The organism is Sphaerisporangium rubeum, from assembly GCF_014207705.1.
Classification (GTDB): Bacteria; Actinomycetota; Actinomycetes; order Streptosporangiales; family Streptosporangiaceae; genus Sphaerisporangium; species Sphaerisporangium rubeum.
Window position 1 is genome coordinate 2063486 of the sequence record NZ_JACHIU010000001.1, and the last position, 14449, is coordinate 2077934.

The 14449-nt window shown below is 71.6% G+C and carries 10 protein-coding genes; 6 read left to right on the forward strand and 4 right to left on the reverse strand.

Features of this window, described 5'->3' with window-relative positions:
- Window positions 1-73: 73 nt before the first annotated feature.
- The 4 genes from BJ992_RS08830 to BJ992_RS08845 form a co-directional block, all read right to left on the reverse strand.
- Window positions 74-1363, reverse strand: a complete 1290-nt coding sequence (locus tag BJ992_RS08830) for a tetratricopeptide repeat protein (protein WP_184979425.1) — start codon at window positions 1361-1363, stop codon at window positions 74-76.
- 57 nt (window positions 1364-1420) lie between these two features.
- Window positions 1421-2812, reverse strand: coding sequence for a DUF4331 domain-containing protein (locus tag BJ992_RS08835; RefSeq protein WP_184979426.1), 1392 nt, complete (start codon window positions 2810-2812; stop codon window positions 1421-1423).
- Window positions 2813-3006: 194 nt separating this feature from the next.
- Window positions 3007-3765, reverse strand: coding sequence for an ABC transporter permease (locus tag BJ992_RS08840; RefSeq protein WP_184979427.1), 759 nt, complete (start codon window positions 3763-3765; stop codon window positions 3007-3009).
- 28 nt (window positions 3766-3793) lie between these two features.
- Window positions 3794-4762: an ATP-binding cassette domain-containing protein gene (locus BJ992_RS08845; RefSeq protein WP_246496562.1), complete on the reverse strand. Its 969-nt coding sequence runs from the start codon at window positions 4760-4762 to the stop codon at window positions 3794-3796.
- A gap of 144 nt (window positions 4763-4906) precedes the next feature.
- Here BJ992_RS08845 and BJ992_RS08850 point away from each other — a divergent pair, with 144 nt between their 5' ends.
- The 6 genes from BJ992_RS08850 (at window position 4907) to BJ992_RS08875 (ending at window position 14412) form a co-directional block, all read left to right on the forward strand.
- On the forward strand, window positions 4907-5599 hold the full coding sequence (locus BJ992_RS08850; RefSeq protein ID WP_184979429.1) for an SDR family oxidoreductase: 693 nt from the start codon (window positions 4907-4909) through the stop codon (window positions 5597-5599).
- Between the two features lie 237 nt (window positions 5600-5836).
- Window positions 5837-6778, forward strand: coding sequence for a sigma-70 family RNA polymerase sigma factor (locus BJ992_RS08855; RefSeq protein ID WP_184979430.1), 942 nt, complete (start codon window positions 5837-5839; stop codon window positions 6776-6778).
- Between the two features lie 355 nt (window positions 6779-7133).
- The gene (locus BJ992_RS08860) at window positions 7134-8447 is read left to right on the forward strand and encodes an ammonium transporter (RefSeq protein WP_184979431.1); all 1314 of its coding nucleotides are present in this window, start codon (window positions 7134-7136) and stop codon (window positions 8445-8447) included.
- Entirely contained in the window at window positions 8444-8782 is a 339-nt protein-coding gene (locus tag BJ992_RS08865) for a P-II family nitrogen regulator (protein ID WP_184979432.1), read from the forward strand. Before BJ992_RS08860 ends, BJ992_RS08865 begins: the two co-directional genes overlap by 4 nt.
- 7 nt (window positions 8783-8789) lie before the next feature.
- Window positions 8790-11150, forward strand: a complete 2361-nt coding sequence (locus BJ992_RS08870) for a [protein-PII] uridylyltransferase (RefSeq protein WP_184987767.1) — start codon at window positions 8790-8792, stop codon at window positions 11148-11150.
- 301 nt (window positions 11151-11451) lie between these two features.
- Complete coding sequence (locus tag BJ992_RS08875; RefSeq protein ID WP_184979433.1) at window positions 11452-14412, forward strand: sensor histidine kinase; 2961 nt, start codon at window positions 11452-11454, stop codon at window positions 14410-14412.
- The last annotated feature ends 37 nt before the right edge of the window (window positions 14413-14449 follow it).

The window sequence follows — 14449 nt, forward strand, 5'->3', positions numbered from 1 at the left end:
GCCAGAGTCGAGTCGGAGGTTGTACCGGTGGGCCGGCGACGAGAACCGTCCCGCGTGACGGCGGCCGGCGCGATCACGTGAACCTCGCCAGAGAGGGGAGTGCCGGGTCGAACCGGGGGTTGTATTCGCGGGTCAGTGCCGTGAACCGGGTGGTGTCGCGGCCGGTGGCTTTCTCGATGAGCGCGCGGTGGTGTGCGATGAGCGCGTTGCGCCAGCCGAGGGCCGTGGCCTCGCGTGTGTACGGCAGGGCTTCGCGGGGACGGCCCGCCTTGTGCAGGGCCCAGGCGAGCGCGTCGGCCGCCACCATGTTGGGGTTGCGCGCGTACTCGGCGCGCGCGTGCCGTACGGCCGTGGCGGGGGAGCCGTGGTCGGCTTCGAACTCGGCCCACGTGATGTCGTCGCGCACGCCGGCGGCGGCCATGAGGTCCTTCTGCGCGCGCAGCAGCGTCCACTGCGGCGACGGGTCCCGGCCCAGCTTCTCCAGCACCTCGCCGTACTCGACGACGTACTGCGGCAGCGGGAGCCGCTCCACCACCTCGGCGTAGCCGCCGGCGGCGCGTTCCAGGTCCCCTCCGAGCGCGGCGGCGCGGGCCAGCCCGGCACGGGCCGGCAGGAAGCCGGGTGACGCGCGCAGCGCCTCGTCGTACATCCGCACGGCGGCGCCGAGGTCACCGGCACGCAGGGACAGCTCACCGAGGTGGTACCGGCAGTAGGCGCGGTCCTCGGGGGTGAAGGCGTCCTGGAGCGCGGCCTCCATGAGAGTGCGGGCCGTCGCGGTGTCCCCCCGCAGTTCCGCGTCGTACGAGGCGCGGGTGAAGGACGACACACCGGGCCGCAGGTCCGTCATGCGGCGCACCGCGCGGGACGCCGCCGGGTAGTCGCCGAGCTGCGTGTAGGCGTCGGCGAGCACGCCGTACGCGGTGGCGCCGTAGGGGTTGGCCTCGGTGGCGCGGCGGGCCAGCCGCACGGCGGCGGCGAACTCGTGCCGTCCCGCCGCGAGCGCCGCCTGGCCGGTCAGCACGGCGAAGTCGCCGGGTGCGAGCCGCGCGGCCCGGTCCAGTGCCTGCTCGGCCTTGGTGTAGGACGACGGGTCGGCCGTGACCCTGGCCTGCTGGACGTACGCGGCGCCGAGCGCGGCCCACGCCTGGTGGTCGCCCGGCAGCCGCCGCAGCCGTTCCTGGAGCGCCTTCACCGAGCCAGGCGCCGGGCCGGACACCCCGGACACGTCGGCCGGCGCGGCGGCGGTGCGGGCCGGCGGCGCGCCGGTGGGGAGGAACGTGGCCCCCGCCGTGACGGCCACCGCGACGGTGAGCACGCCTGCCGCGGCGGCGGCCGTCCTGCGCAGCCGGAGGAAGTCGCGCATGGTGAACTCTCCTGAGATGTCCCGGTCCCCGGCACACGCCGGGGACCGGGGAGGCGGTCAGCGCGTGTTGACGGCGGCGGAGCCGGGGAGCGGGATGTAGGGGAACGTCGCCTGGAACGGCCGGTCGTTGACGTCGACCTTGTCGCCGGCGGCGAGCGCGTCGACCAGCTTGCCGGTGCGGGCGGCGCCTTCCATGACCTGCAGTGCGATGTCCACGACGTCGTCGCCGAGGCGGCGTCCGTTGGGGAAGCCCTGCGCGTCCCCCGCGAGCAGGCCGAGCCGCCGCGGGTTGGCGGCAGGGGGGACCGACATGTTGAGCCGCAGCATCTCGGACGGCCGGAACGCTCGCGGGTCGGCGTCCTTGTTGAGTATCTGCGAGTTCAGGTCGGCCTTGATCGGCCCGTTGGCCTTGGCGATGCCGGTGAGGAAGATCTGCACCAGGTCGTCACGCGGCGTCTTCGGCGCGGGGATCTTGTAGATGCCCTCGATCAGCTTCGGCAGCTCGGGGTGGGTGACCCGCTTGACCACGGCGGGGATGCTCGCGTCCTTGTCCGGGCTGAGCGAGTTGAAGGCGTCCTTGAGCCCCGCCGGCACGACGACCTCGTTGACCAGCGGATGGCCGAGGCGGGACACCTGCCTGAAGCCGCCGGGGCTCCACTTCTCCGTGGTGGTCCACACGCCGATGACCGGGTTGCGCCTGGCGTCGCCGCGCAGCGCGAGGTCTTCCTTCGGCACCTGGAGCGCGATGCTGTGCACGTTGTAGCCCTTGGTGGTGTCCTGGCCCACCTCGGACAGGTCGCCGCCGTACAGCAGGTCGAAGACCCGCAGGTCCAGGAAGAAGGCCTCGTCGGCCTGGCCGGCGAAGGTCACGCCGCCGCCGGGGAGCCGGCGCAGCGACTGCCTGCGCAGGTTCGCGTAGTCCGGCATGGAGGCGGGGCCGACGTTGCTCGGCGCGACCACGCCGTCCCTGATCACCGTGGTCCAGCCGTGCCTGGCGTCGAACCGCTTGAGGGTGTACCGCTGGCGGAACAGCAGGTTCGGGTCGTTGAGCGAGGTGACCTGGCCGTTGTTGTACAGGAAGGTGGCGTCGCCGCGCCGGTCCTCGTCGCGGAACGTCCACTGGTAGGTGATGTCGGGCTTGCCGTTGCCGTTGTTGTCGATCTTGATGTTGTAACGCGACCGGGTGTCGAACGTGTAGTAGTTCGGGCCGCCGACCGGTTCCTCGAACGGGATCCAGTTCGCGATGAGGGTGACGGTGTCCGGCTTGTCCGGGCTGACGAAGGCGTACAGGTCGGTGTTGTCGTTGCGCGGGTCGCCGGCGATCATCGGCGCCTCACGGTGGGACGACGCGCCGCCGGGCTCGGGGCGGAGCACGGCGAACGAGGAGGCCGACAGCACCCCCACGGCCGCCAGCGCGATCAGAGATCGCCGGTTGATCCGGAGTTCCATGCCGCTCGGGTCCTTTCGGGCCGCCGGTCGCCGTGCGACCGGTCGTTGTCCGGGAGTGGGAGAGGTCCGGCCGGGATCCTCATCCGCGTATACGCGGCGGTGGCGTGATCGGATTGGTGGTTCTTCGAAGAACTTCCGATCGGCCTCGCCGCGTGCACGTCTCCCCGCCGGTGCGACCGGCGGCCGGAAAGGGTTCAGCCCGCGAGGCGGCGCATGGACGTCACCGACCACCACACGGTGACCAGCGCGAGAACCGCCATGAGCCCGAACGACAACGGGACCGAGCCGTCGGAGAGCCTTCCGTCGAACAGCGCACGGCCCGCCTCGACCGCGTGGTAGAGCGGGTTGAACTTGGCGATGACCTGCATCCACTGCGGCGCGAGCGAGATGGGCAGCAGGATGCCGGTCAGCAGGATCAGTGGCAGCGCGAAGAGCTGCATGATCTGCGACATGCCGTTCTCGTCGCGCAGCGCGAGCGCGAGGCCGTACGACAGGCCGGAGGCGAACAGGCCGGTCACCGCCATCAGGCCGATGAACAGCGCGAGGCCCGGCAGGCTGGGCCGCATCCCCATGACGAGGCCGAGCACCACGATGAGCAGCGCCTGGACCACCAGGATGATCATGTCGCGCACGGTGCGGCCGAGCACGATGGCCGGCCGGCTGACCGGGCTCACCGCGAGCCTCTCCAGGACGCCGGTACGGATCTCCATGATCATGCCGAAGCCCACGAAAAGGGAGCCGAACAGCGCGATCATGATCATCATGCCGGGGGTGAACTGTTTCAGTGTCTCGGCCTCAGGCACGCCGGGGGTGAGCCTGGCCAGCAGTGGCGCGAACATCAGCATGTACAGCAGCGGCTGCAGGATGCCGAACAACGGCCAGACGGGGTTGCGCGCGCTGTTCCGCAGCTCGTAGCCGAGGAACAACGCGGTGTGCTTGAGCACGTTGGGCACGGGTCTCTCCAGGTCTGATGGCGGTGGGTCAGGCGGCGGCGTCCCGTAGGGACCGGCCGGTCTTGTGCAGGAAGACGTCGTCGAGGGTGGCGCGGTCCAGCGAGATGGAGCGGATCACGACGCCGCTCTCCTCCAGCACACGCAGCAGGCCCGGCAGTGCGTGCTCGCCGTCGTCGAGGTAGACACGCAGCACGTCGCCGTCCACCCGCACCTCCCTGGTGTACGGCTGGGCCTCCAGAAGCTTGCTCACGCCGGGCCGCGCGTCCTGGTCGGCGTCTCGCGGAGCGGTGTCGCCGGTGCGCAGCGTCACCACGTCGCTCGCCACCTCACGCTTGAGTGCGGCGGGGGTGCCCTCGGCGACGATCTCGCCGTGGTCGACGATCGCCAGGCGGTCGCACAGCGCGTCGGCCTCGTCGAGGTAGTGCGTGGACAGCAGCACGCTGGTGCCCTCGCGGCGCAGCAGCCGGATCTGGTCCCACAGGTTGGCGCGGTTCTGCGGGTCGAGGCCGGTGGTCGGCTCGTCGAGGAACAGCAGCGGCGGCCGGTGCACGAGGCCGAGCGCGATGGCGACCCGCCGCTTCTGACCGCCGGAAAGGGTGCGTCCCGGCCGGTCGGCGAACTCGGTGAGGTCGAACGCGGTGAGCATCTCCTCGACCCGCTCGGCGGCCTCGGCCCTGCCGAGGCCGTTGACGCGCGCGGCGAGCATCAGATTGGCGCGCGCGCCGTTGTTCTCGTCCACCCCGCCGGCCTGGCTGACGTATCCGATGCGGCGGCGGATCTCGTACGGCTCCTTGGCCAGGTCGTACCCCGCCACCTGCGCGGTGCCGCCGGTGGGGGCGATGAGCGTGGACAGCATGCGCATCGTGGTGGTCTTCCCCGCGCCGTTCGGGCCGAGCACGCCGAAGATCTCACCGGTCTCGACGGCGAGGTCGATGCCTTTGACCGCCTCGACGGTCTGCTGACCTTTGCGGCTTCGCGTGGTGAATGTCTTCTTCAAGCTTGTCGCGGTGATAATCACATCTTTTCCTCTCCGTGTCAGCGGATGATTCTTGGCCCTCCGCCAGGGGGAAGGTCAACCGGTTTACGCTCACAGCGCTGCTCGCCTGCTGCGGCGGAACCGGCCGGGCCTAGGGTGAGAGGCATGGGAAGACCCGTCGCTTTGATCACCGGTGGCTCACGCGGCGTGGGGGCCGCGGTGGCCCGCGCGCTCGCGCCTGAGTACGACCTGCTGCTCGGCGGCCGCGAGAGCACGGCGCTCCAGCACGTGTGCGCCGAGCTCGGCGCACGGCCGTGGCCGGTGGAGCTGACCGACGAGCGGGCCGTCGCCGAGGCGGTGGCCGGCGTGGAGCGGCTGGACGTGCTGGTGCACAGCGCGGGTGTGGCGCGGCTCGGCACGATCGCGGAGCTGCCGGCGGTGGCGTGGCGCGAGATGTTCGAGGTGAACGTCACGGCCGTCGCCACCCTCACCCGGTTGCTGCTGCCGGCGCTGCGCATCGCTCGCGGCCACGTCGTGATGATCAACTCCGGCTCGGGGCGGCGCGCCGCGCCGAACTGGGGTGCCTACGCGGCGAGCAAGTTCGCGCTGCGCGCGCTCGCCGACGCGTTGCGGCTGGAGGAGGCGGACAACGGCGTGCGCGTCACCACGGTCTACCCCGGCCGGGTCGACACCGACATGCAGCGATCGGTGCGCGAGCAGGAAGGCGGCGAGTACGAGCCCGGCCGCTACCTCGCTCCGGAGTCGGTGGCCCGCGCCGTTCTCGCCACGCTCGGCACCGGTGACGACGCGCATGTCACCGAGATCATCGTGCGGCCGGCGGCCGGCCCCCTCACCTGACGATATTCACCGGTCAGGCGCCGTTTTTCCCGCGGTCCCCTTCGGGTCTTTTTCTCCTCAGGCAGGCGCTGGGGGTATGCGGCTCATCCTTGAGAAGGACACAGGAAACCGTTCTCCGGTCCTATCTCTTTAGGGAATCTTTGCCGTGAACTGTTCGTTGTTGGGGGCAAGCAGGGGGAGAGCGGGGTCAGCCCCGCTCCACCCGCTCAATACGGCGGGCGGCGAGACGAGGTGCCGATGGCAAGGCCGACGGGGAATCGGACGCAGGAGCAGCAGGTCGCGGACAGGGACCTGCTCGGCACGTATCTGGCGGAGATAGGCCGGGTGCCGCTGCTGAGCGCGGAGCAGGAGGTCGAGCTCGCCAAGCGCATCGAGGCGGGCCTGTTCGCCGAGCAGCTCCTGGACGGCGGTGACCCCGAGCCGAAGCACGGGGACGCCACCGACGAGGAGCTCGAACGGCTCGCGGTTTCGGGGCAGCGGGCCAAGGACGAGTTCATCCAGGCGAACCTCCGGCTGGTCGTCGCGGTGGCCCGGAAGTACTCCGGGCGGGGGATGCCGCTGATCGACCTGGTGCAGGAGGGCAACCTCGGTCTCGTGCGCGCCGTGGAGAAGTTCGACTACAGCCGTGGCTACAAGTTCTCGACCTACGCCACGTGGTGGATCCGCCAGTCCGTCGGCCGCGCCATCCACGAGCAGGCGCGGCCGGTGCGGCTGCCGACCCACGCCGGCGAGCAGATGACCCGGCTCATGCGGGTCCGCCGTGACCTGATGGCCGAGTTCGACACCGAGCCGACCGACGACGACCTCGCCGCGCTGCTCGACCTGCCGATCGAGCGGGTGCGCGAGCTGCGCCGCTGGGCCTCCGACCCGGTCTCCCTCCAGCTCGGCGTGGGTGACGAGGACGAGACCGAGCTCGGCGACATGATCGCCGACGACACCTGGGCCGACCCCGAGCAGCAGGCGATGGACACCCTCGACCGCGAGCGGCTGGAGGTCTGGCTGCACGGCCTGGAGGGACAGCTCCGCGAGATGTTGCGGTGGCGTTACGGTCTGGTCGACGGTCGTGAGCACACCCTCACGGAGGTCGGCGAGCGGTACGGCATCGGCCGCGACCGGGCCCGCCGCATGGAGCGCGACGCGCTGGCCCGGTTGCGGAAGCTCGCGCAGACGGCCGCGTGACGCGACCGCGCACCGCGCGAGATTCACCCTTATCTTCCTTTTGTGACGGTCCGGTGGCGTGCCGGACCGTGTCGCGACGCAGGTAGGCGGCCCCCTGGGGTCGCCTCCGGCGTCGCCGGCCCCATGCGTGCGTCCAGTTAGAGACGTACCGATAAGGGTCGCTGGCCGATCCGAAACCTGGCCGAAACACTGTGTCCGCGAGTTTCACCTACGTGAAACACCACAGGTAAGGACCTGAAACGGCGGAAGAACACGCTTTCGGCCAACGTCAGTGCGCAGCCGGTCAATGAAGCCCTGGAGCGCCCACTGCGGGAGAAATCGGCCACACGCCATTTTGTAAGGAGGGTCGCATCGAATGAAGATCGATAGCGGCACCACAGCCTGGATGCTCGCGGCCACCGCACTGGTGCTGCTCATGACCCCGGGCCTTGCGTTCTTCTATGGAGGCATGACCCGGGCCAAGAGTGTCCTGAACATGATGATGATGTCATTCGTCAGCATCATCACGGTCACGATCGCCTGGATGCTCTACGGGCACTCCTTCGCCTTCACCACCAACGGTAGCGAGTTCCTCAACAAGTTCGTCGGTGGCCTGGACGCCATCGGCCTGCAGAGCCTTGTCGACACCGCCACCAAGGACGACGGCACCGGCATGCCGTCCCTGGTGTTCTCGGCGTTCCAGCTCACCTTCGCCATCATCACCGTCGCCCTGATCAGCGGCGCCATCGCCGACCGTGCCAAGTTCGGCGCGTGGGTGGTGTTCTCGGTGATCTGGGCGACCGTCGTGTACTTCCCCGTCGCGCACTGGGTGTGGGGCGGCGGCTGGCTCACCGAACTCGGCATCGAGGACTTCGCCGGCGGCACGGTGGTCCACGTCAATGCCGGTGCGGCGGGTCTCGCGCTCGCCCTCGTGCTCGGCAAGCGCACCGGGTGGCGCAAGGACCCGATGCGTCCGCACAACCTGACCCTGGTCCTGCTCGGCGTCGGCCTGCTGTGGTTCGGCTGGTTCGGCTTCAACGCCGGCTCTGAGCTGGCGGTCGACGGCACCGCGGGTCTCGCGTTCATGAACACCCAGATCGCCACGGCCATCGCCGCCGGCGCCTGGATCCTGGTCGAGAAGATTCGCGACGGTCACTCCACGACGCTCGGCGTCGCCTCCGGCGCGGTGGCCGGTCTGGTCGCCATCACTCCCGCCTGTGGTTTCGTCGACCCCTGGGCCGCCGGTGTCATCGGTGCGCTCGCCGGTGCGGTCTGTGCGTACGCGGTCGGCCTGAAGTACAAGTTCGGCTACGACGACTCGCTCGACGTGGTCGGCGTCCACCTGGTGGGTGGCGCGCTCGGCGCCATCTCGCTCGGTTTCTTCGCCGCCTACCCCTTCCTCGACCCGCAGGCCGAGGGTCTGTTCTACGGTGGTGGCCTGACCCAGCTCGGACGCCAGATTCTCGGCCCGGTCGTCGTCGGCATCTACTCCTTCGTCCTCGCGTGGATCATCGGCAAGATCATCGACAAGACGATGGGCTTCCGTATCCCCGAAGAGGAAGAGGTCACCGGCATCGACATCACCACCCACGCCGAGACCGGCTACGACCTCGGCTCCGTTCACGCCTCCGGTGTCTCGGCGTCGGTGAACGGTCCTGTCCCATCAGTGGCTAAGAAGGTAGAAGCATGAGGCTCATCACAGCGGTGATCAAGCCCTTCAAGCTCGACGACGTGAAAGCGGCGCTGGAGCAGTTCGGCGTCAAGGGCATGACCGTCAGCGAGGCCAGCGGCTACGGCCGGCAGCGCGGCCACACCGAGGTCTACCGTGGCGCCGAGTACCAGGTGGACCTGGTGCCCAAGGTCCGCGTGGAGATCCTCGCCGAGGAAGAGGACGCCGAGGACGTCATCGACGTCGTCGTCAAGGCCGCTCAGACCGGCAAGATCGGTGACGGGAAGGTCTGGTCCGTGCCGGTCGAGACGGTCGTCCGGGTCCGCACGGGAGAACGCGGACCGGAAGCCCTTTGACGGGATGATGAGAGGCGACGCTCGCTCATACGCCGCGGCCCGCAAAGAGCGGACCTCGGACATCGATCGCTGGCTGGCCGACCTGTTCCGCACGGCGCATCCGCAGCCGTACGGCCGGGACGGCCGGGCCTGGCCCGGGGGGACGAAGAGCGGGTTCGCGACCGCGGACGAGCGCGGTGCCGGCGGCCTGTCACCAGGTGCCGGCACCGCACCCGCAGGGGCCGGCACGCCCTACGCGGGCAGCGGTGTCGCTCTGGTCGCGGTCGGCAGCCTGGGGCGAGGGGAGCTCGCCCCAGGTAGTGACCTCGACCTGGTCCTCATCCACAACGGCCAGGACGACGTGGCCCGCATCGCGGACCGCATCTGGTACCCCATCTGGGACTCGGGGCTGGGCCTCGACCACTCGGTCCGCACGGTCGACGAGGTCACCAAGGTGGCCAGGGAGGACCTCAAGGCGGTCCTCGGCCTGATCCAGGCCCGGCACGTGACCGGGGACCCCGAGCTGACGAGGGCCGCACGCGAGGCGGTGCTCGCCGAATGGCGCGCCGACTCGCGGCGCAGGCTCGCCGAACTGCGGGAGGCGGCCGACAAGCGCGCCGAGTCCTCAGGCGAGCTGGCCTTCCTCCTCGAACCCGACCTCCAGGACTCCCGTGGCGGCCTGCGCGACGTCCAGGCCATGCAGGCGGTCGCCGCCGCCTGGGTCGCCTCCGCGCCGGGGCCGCGCGTCCGCGAGGCCTACGAACTTCTGCTCGATGTCCGGCACGGCCTCCACCTGGTCACCGCGCGCGGCGCCGACCGCCTGGTGCTGCAGGAACAGGACGCCGTGGCCGGCGCGCTCGGCCTGCTGGACGCCGAGGCGCTGATGCGGCGCCTCGCCGAGGCGGGCCGCACGATCTCGCACGCCTTCGACGCCACATGGCGCACCGTGGACCGTCTGCTGTCCGGTCCCGCGCCTCGGGGCCGCAGGCCGCTCGCCGACGGCGTCGTCGAGCACGGCGGCGAGGTGGTGCTGGCGCGCGGGGTGAACCCCAAGGACGACCCCGTGCTGATCCTGCGCGCGGCGGCCGCCGCCGCGGAGGCGGGCCTGCCGATCGCGCCGGCCACCGTGTCGCTGCTCGCCGCGCAGTCCCCGCCGATGCCGGTCCCCTGGCCGGACGAGGCGCGCGACGCGCTGGTGGCGCTGCTCGGCGCCGGCCGTGCCGCCGTCCCGGTGTGGGAGGAGCTCGACCAGGCCGGCGTCATCGTGCGGCTCATCCCCGACTGGGAGCGGGTGCGGCACCGGCCGCAGCGCAACCCCGTGCACCGCTTCACCGTGGACCGCCACCTCATCGAGACCGCGGCCGGCGCGGCGTCGTTCACCCGTGAGGTGGCGCGGCCCGACCTGCTGCTGATCTCCGCGCTGCTGCACGACGTCGGCAAGGGCTGGCCCGGCGACCACTCCACCACCGGTGAGGTCGTCGCCAGGGACATCGGCGCGCGCATGGGCCTGCCTCAGGCCGACGTCGACATTCTCGCCACCGTGGTCCGCCACCATCTGCTGCTTCCCGAGACCGCGACGCGCCGCGACCTGGACGACCCGGTCACCATCGAGCGCGTCGCCGAGGCCGTCGGCTCTCGCCTGGTGCTGGAGCTGCTGGCCGCGCTCGCCGTGGCGGACGGCCACGCCACCGGTCCGGCCGCGTGGAACACGTGGAAGGCGTCGCTGGTCTCCGAGCTTGTGCGCCGGGTCCGCTCGGTGCTCTCCGGCAGCGCGCCGGCCCCCGCGCCTGCCTTGTCGCCGCAGCAGGCGTCCCTGGCCCGCCACGGCGGCGGCGCCGTGCGCATCAACGGCGGCGCCGTGACGGTGGTGGCACCCGACCGTCCCGGCCTGCTGTGGCGTGCCGCCGGTGTCCTCGCGGCCCACCGCATGGTGGTTCGCTCGGCCTCGGCCGCCTCGGCGTCGTCGACCGCCGTCATCGAGTTCGCCGTCGTCCCCGAGTACGGCACCCCGCCGGACCCGGCGACCCTGGAGGCCGACCTGCGCCTGGTCCTCGCGGGCCGCCTCGACATCGAGCAACGCCTGGCCCGCCGCACCAGGTCGCTGCGTCCCGCGCGCGTTCCCGTGGCGCCACCCCGGGTGAGCCTGGTGGACGACGCGTCGCAGACCGCCACGGTGGTGGAGGTCCGCGCTCATGACCGTCCCGGTCTGCTGTGGCGCATCGGCAGGGCCTTCGGCGAATGCAACCTCGACGTCCGCGCCGCCAGGGTGGAGACCCTCGGCGCCGAGGCGGTGGACGTCTTCTACGTGGTCGACCGCGCGGGCCGTCCTCTCACCGATCCCGAGCAACGCATCCAGGTAAGGGAACACGTCCTCGCCGCGCTCCGCTGACCCGTGCGGAGGCGTGGGTCGTACGGACTTCGGGACGGACCGAAATGGTCCGGGGTGGTCCGATGGCGACGCCTGCGCAAGATCCACTCAAGGTTTCGTCCGGTGGATCATCACCTTGAGAGATGAGCGGCTACTCCTGTGCTCACCTGCGGCTTTGCGGAGTGGATCATAACGATTATGTTCAACTGAGCCATTCTGGCGTCGACATCCGTGACCTTGTGGTCGAATTATGCCCGCTTATGTACTTATCGGCCATGCCGTCATCCATGCATGGAAGATCGCGGGGGGTGGCACGGTACGGATGGCAGAGAACAAGGAACCGGGGGGAGCCGGACAGGTCTCTGAGGGCGGCCACTCGGCGAGAGAACGGCGGCGCGGCGGCGACCGGCCACGTACCCGGCAGGGACAGCACGGCCAGCACGGCCGGGAACGGATCTCACGGCTCTCGCTGCGCAACTGGCGCGTGCCGGCCCGGCTCACGGCGCTGATCCTCGTGCCGACCGTCGTCGGCGTGCTGCTCGCGGGACTACGGGTGGTCTCGTCCATCGAAAGCGTGGGGACCTACCAGCGGCACGCCACCGAGGCGGCGTCGGCCGCCGACCTGCGCGCGCTCGCGGCGGCGCTCGGACTGGAACGCGACAGAGCCATCTGGTCGCAGGTGTCCCGGCAGCAGCGGACGCCGCTGGCGCGGCAGCGTGAGGTCGTGGACGCCGCGGCGGCCAAGGTCCGCGAGGACGTCGCCGGGATCGGCCCCGAGCACGGCGCTCGTGCCGTCGAGGACGCGCGCCAGGTCGGCACGCGGCTGGACGCGCTCGCCGTGATCCGCGAGAGCGGCCGGCCCGCCGAGTACGGCACCGTCGTCGCCGCGGTGCTGCGCCTGCACGACGAGCTTCTGCAGCACAGCGATGACCCGCAGCTCACCAGTGGTTCGCGTGGCCTGATCGCGCTCGCGCACGCCAAGGAGGAGGCGTCGCAGCAACGCGGCACGCTCCTCGGCACGCTGGCACGGGGACGCAACTTCACGCCGGACACGCTTGAGGCGTTCATCGCCTCGCGGTCACGGCAGCGGGCCGAGCTGAACTCCTTCAACGCCGAGGCGGGGGCCGACAACGGACGGCTGCTCGCGCAGACCGTGCAGGGAGGGGAGGTCATCAGGGCCGAGCTGACCAAGTCATGGGCCATCGCCCTGGCCAGCCGCAACCTGCCGATCCGGGACGCCGCGGGCCGGGCCTCGGCGATCAAGCAGTGGTTCGACGACAGCACCAAGACCATCGACCTGCTCGGCCAGGTGGAGCAGCGCGTCGCCTCCGGCGTGGCGAGCCGCGGTGTCGCGCTGGAGTCCACCGAGCGCCGCAACGCCATCATCGCCGGCGTCCTGATCCTCGCACTGCTCCTGCTCGTGCTGACCACCACCGTGCTGATCGCGCGCTCCATGGTGCGTCCGCTGCGCCGCCTGCGCGCGGAGGCCCTGGAGATCGCGGGGTACCGCCTGCCGAGCGCGGTGCGCCGCATGCGTGAGGACGGCGCCACGCAGGCGCCGGACGTCCAGCCCATCCTCGTCGGCACGGCCGACGAGATCGGTGAGGTCGCCACCGCCTTCGACGAGGTGCACCGGCAGGCGCTGTTCCTCGCCGCCGAGGAGTCGCAGCTGCGCGGCAACGTCAACGCGATGTTCGTCAACCTGTCGCGGCGCATCCAGACCCTGGTGGAACGGCAGATCTCGCTGATCGACGGCCTTGAGCGCGGCGAGGAGGACGGCCGGCGCCTGGCGGACCTGTTCAAGCTGGACCACCTGGCCACCCGCATGCGCCGCAACAGTGAGAACCTCCTGGTCCTCGCGGGTCACGAGGCCGCGCGCAAGCGCAGCCAGCCCGCCAAACTCGTGGACGTCGTGCGCGCCTCGCTGTCGGAGGTCGAGGACTACCAGCGGGTCACGGTGAAGGTCCACCGCAGCGCGGCCATCGCCGGTCACGCCGCCAACGACGTGGTCCACCTCATCGCCGAGCTGGTCGAGAACGCGCTGTCGTTCTCCCCCGGCACCACCCGGGTCGTGGTGTCCAGCAGCATGATCGAAGGCGGCGGCGCGCTGCTCGCGATCAGCGACTCCGGCATCGGCATGACGCAGGAGGAGGTCGCCGACGTCAACCGGCGGCTCGCCGACCCGCCGGTGGTGGACGTCTCGGTGTCCCGGCGCATGGGCCTGTTCGTGGTCGGCCGCCTTTCGCTGCGTCACGGCATCCGCGTGCAGATGCGCCGGGGGGACTCGGCCGGCCTCATCGCCATGGTGCTGTTCCCGCCTCAGCTCATCACGGTGGACGCCGGCCGCGTCCCCGCGGCGCCGCAGCAGAGCCTGCGGGCCGACCAGGGGGGACCGGTCACCGGCGGCAACGGCGCGTCGGCGCCGAGCGGTTCCTTCGCGCCGTTCGCCACACCCGGCACCGGCCCGGTCTCCGCGTTCGGCGACCCGCCGACCGGTCCCCACAACGCCGAGTCCCCGCAGGTCCCCCGGCAGGCCGCGTCTCCGCGCACCGGCCCCGCCACCGGCCCGGCCGGCCCGATCGGGGTGCCGTCCGGACCGTTCTCCGCCGACAGCGGGCCGTACGTGACCCGCGCTCCCGAGCCGTACGTGACCCGCGCGGACGGGCCCGACACGTTCGGAGGGCCGCCGTCCGGTCCGTCCGGTCACCCGGGAGGGTTCGCGCCTGAGGCCCCCACCGGTCCGTTCGGCCCGCCTGCCGACGCGCGGGGACCGGTCACCCCGGAGCCGCTCGGGCCGCGTACCGGACCGGCCGGCTCGCCGCTGGAACAGGGGGACGAGTACCTGCCGATCTTCGCCGCGGTGGAGTCGGCGTGGTTCCGCCGTCCCGACGCCGCGCGCGACGGCGAGGCGGCCGGGACCCCCGAGGGTCCCGCGACGCCGGACCGGCGCGAGGACGAGGAGGCCGTGCCGGCCGGCGGCTGGGGGACGAGCGCCGACCAGGGCCGCCGAGCGGCCGACGCGGTGCGGGACCCCTCGCTCGGCGGCATCACCGCGGCCGGCCTGCCGAAGCGCACCCCGAAGGCCAATCTCGTGCCGGGCTCGTTGCCGCCGGCCCCCGCACCCGCCGCGGCCCCCGCGCCGCGGCCCGCGCGTCCCGAGGTGTCGGCCGACGTGGTCCGCGCGCGGATGTCCCGCTTCCAGCAGGGCATCCAGCGTGGCCGCGCCGACATCTCCGAGGCGGCCACCCGCCGGCCCGGTCCCGAGGGGCCGGCCGGTGACTGATCCGCGACACCGGCGCCGGCCGCAGCAGAACCGGCAG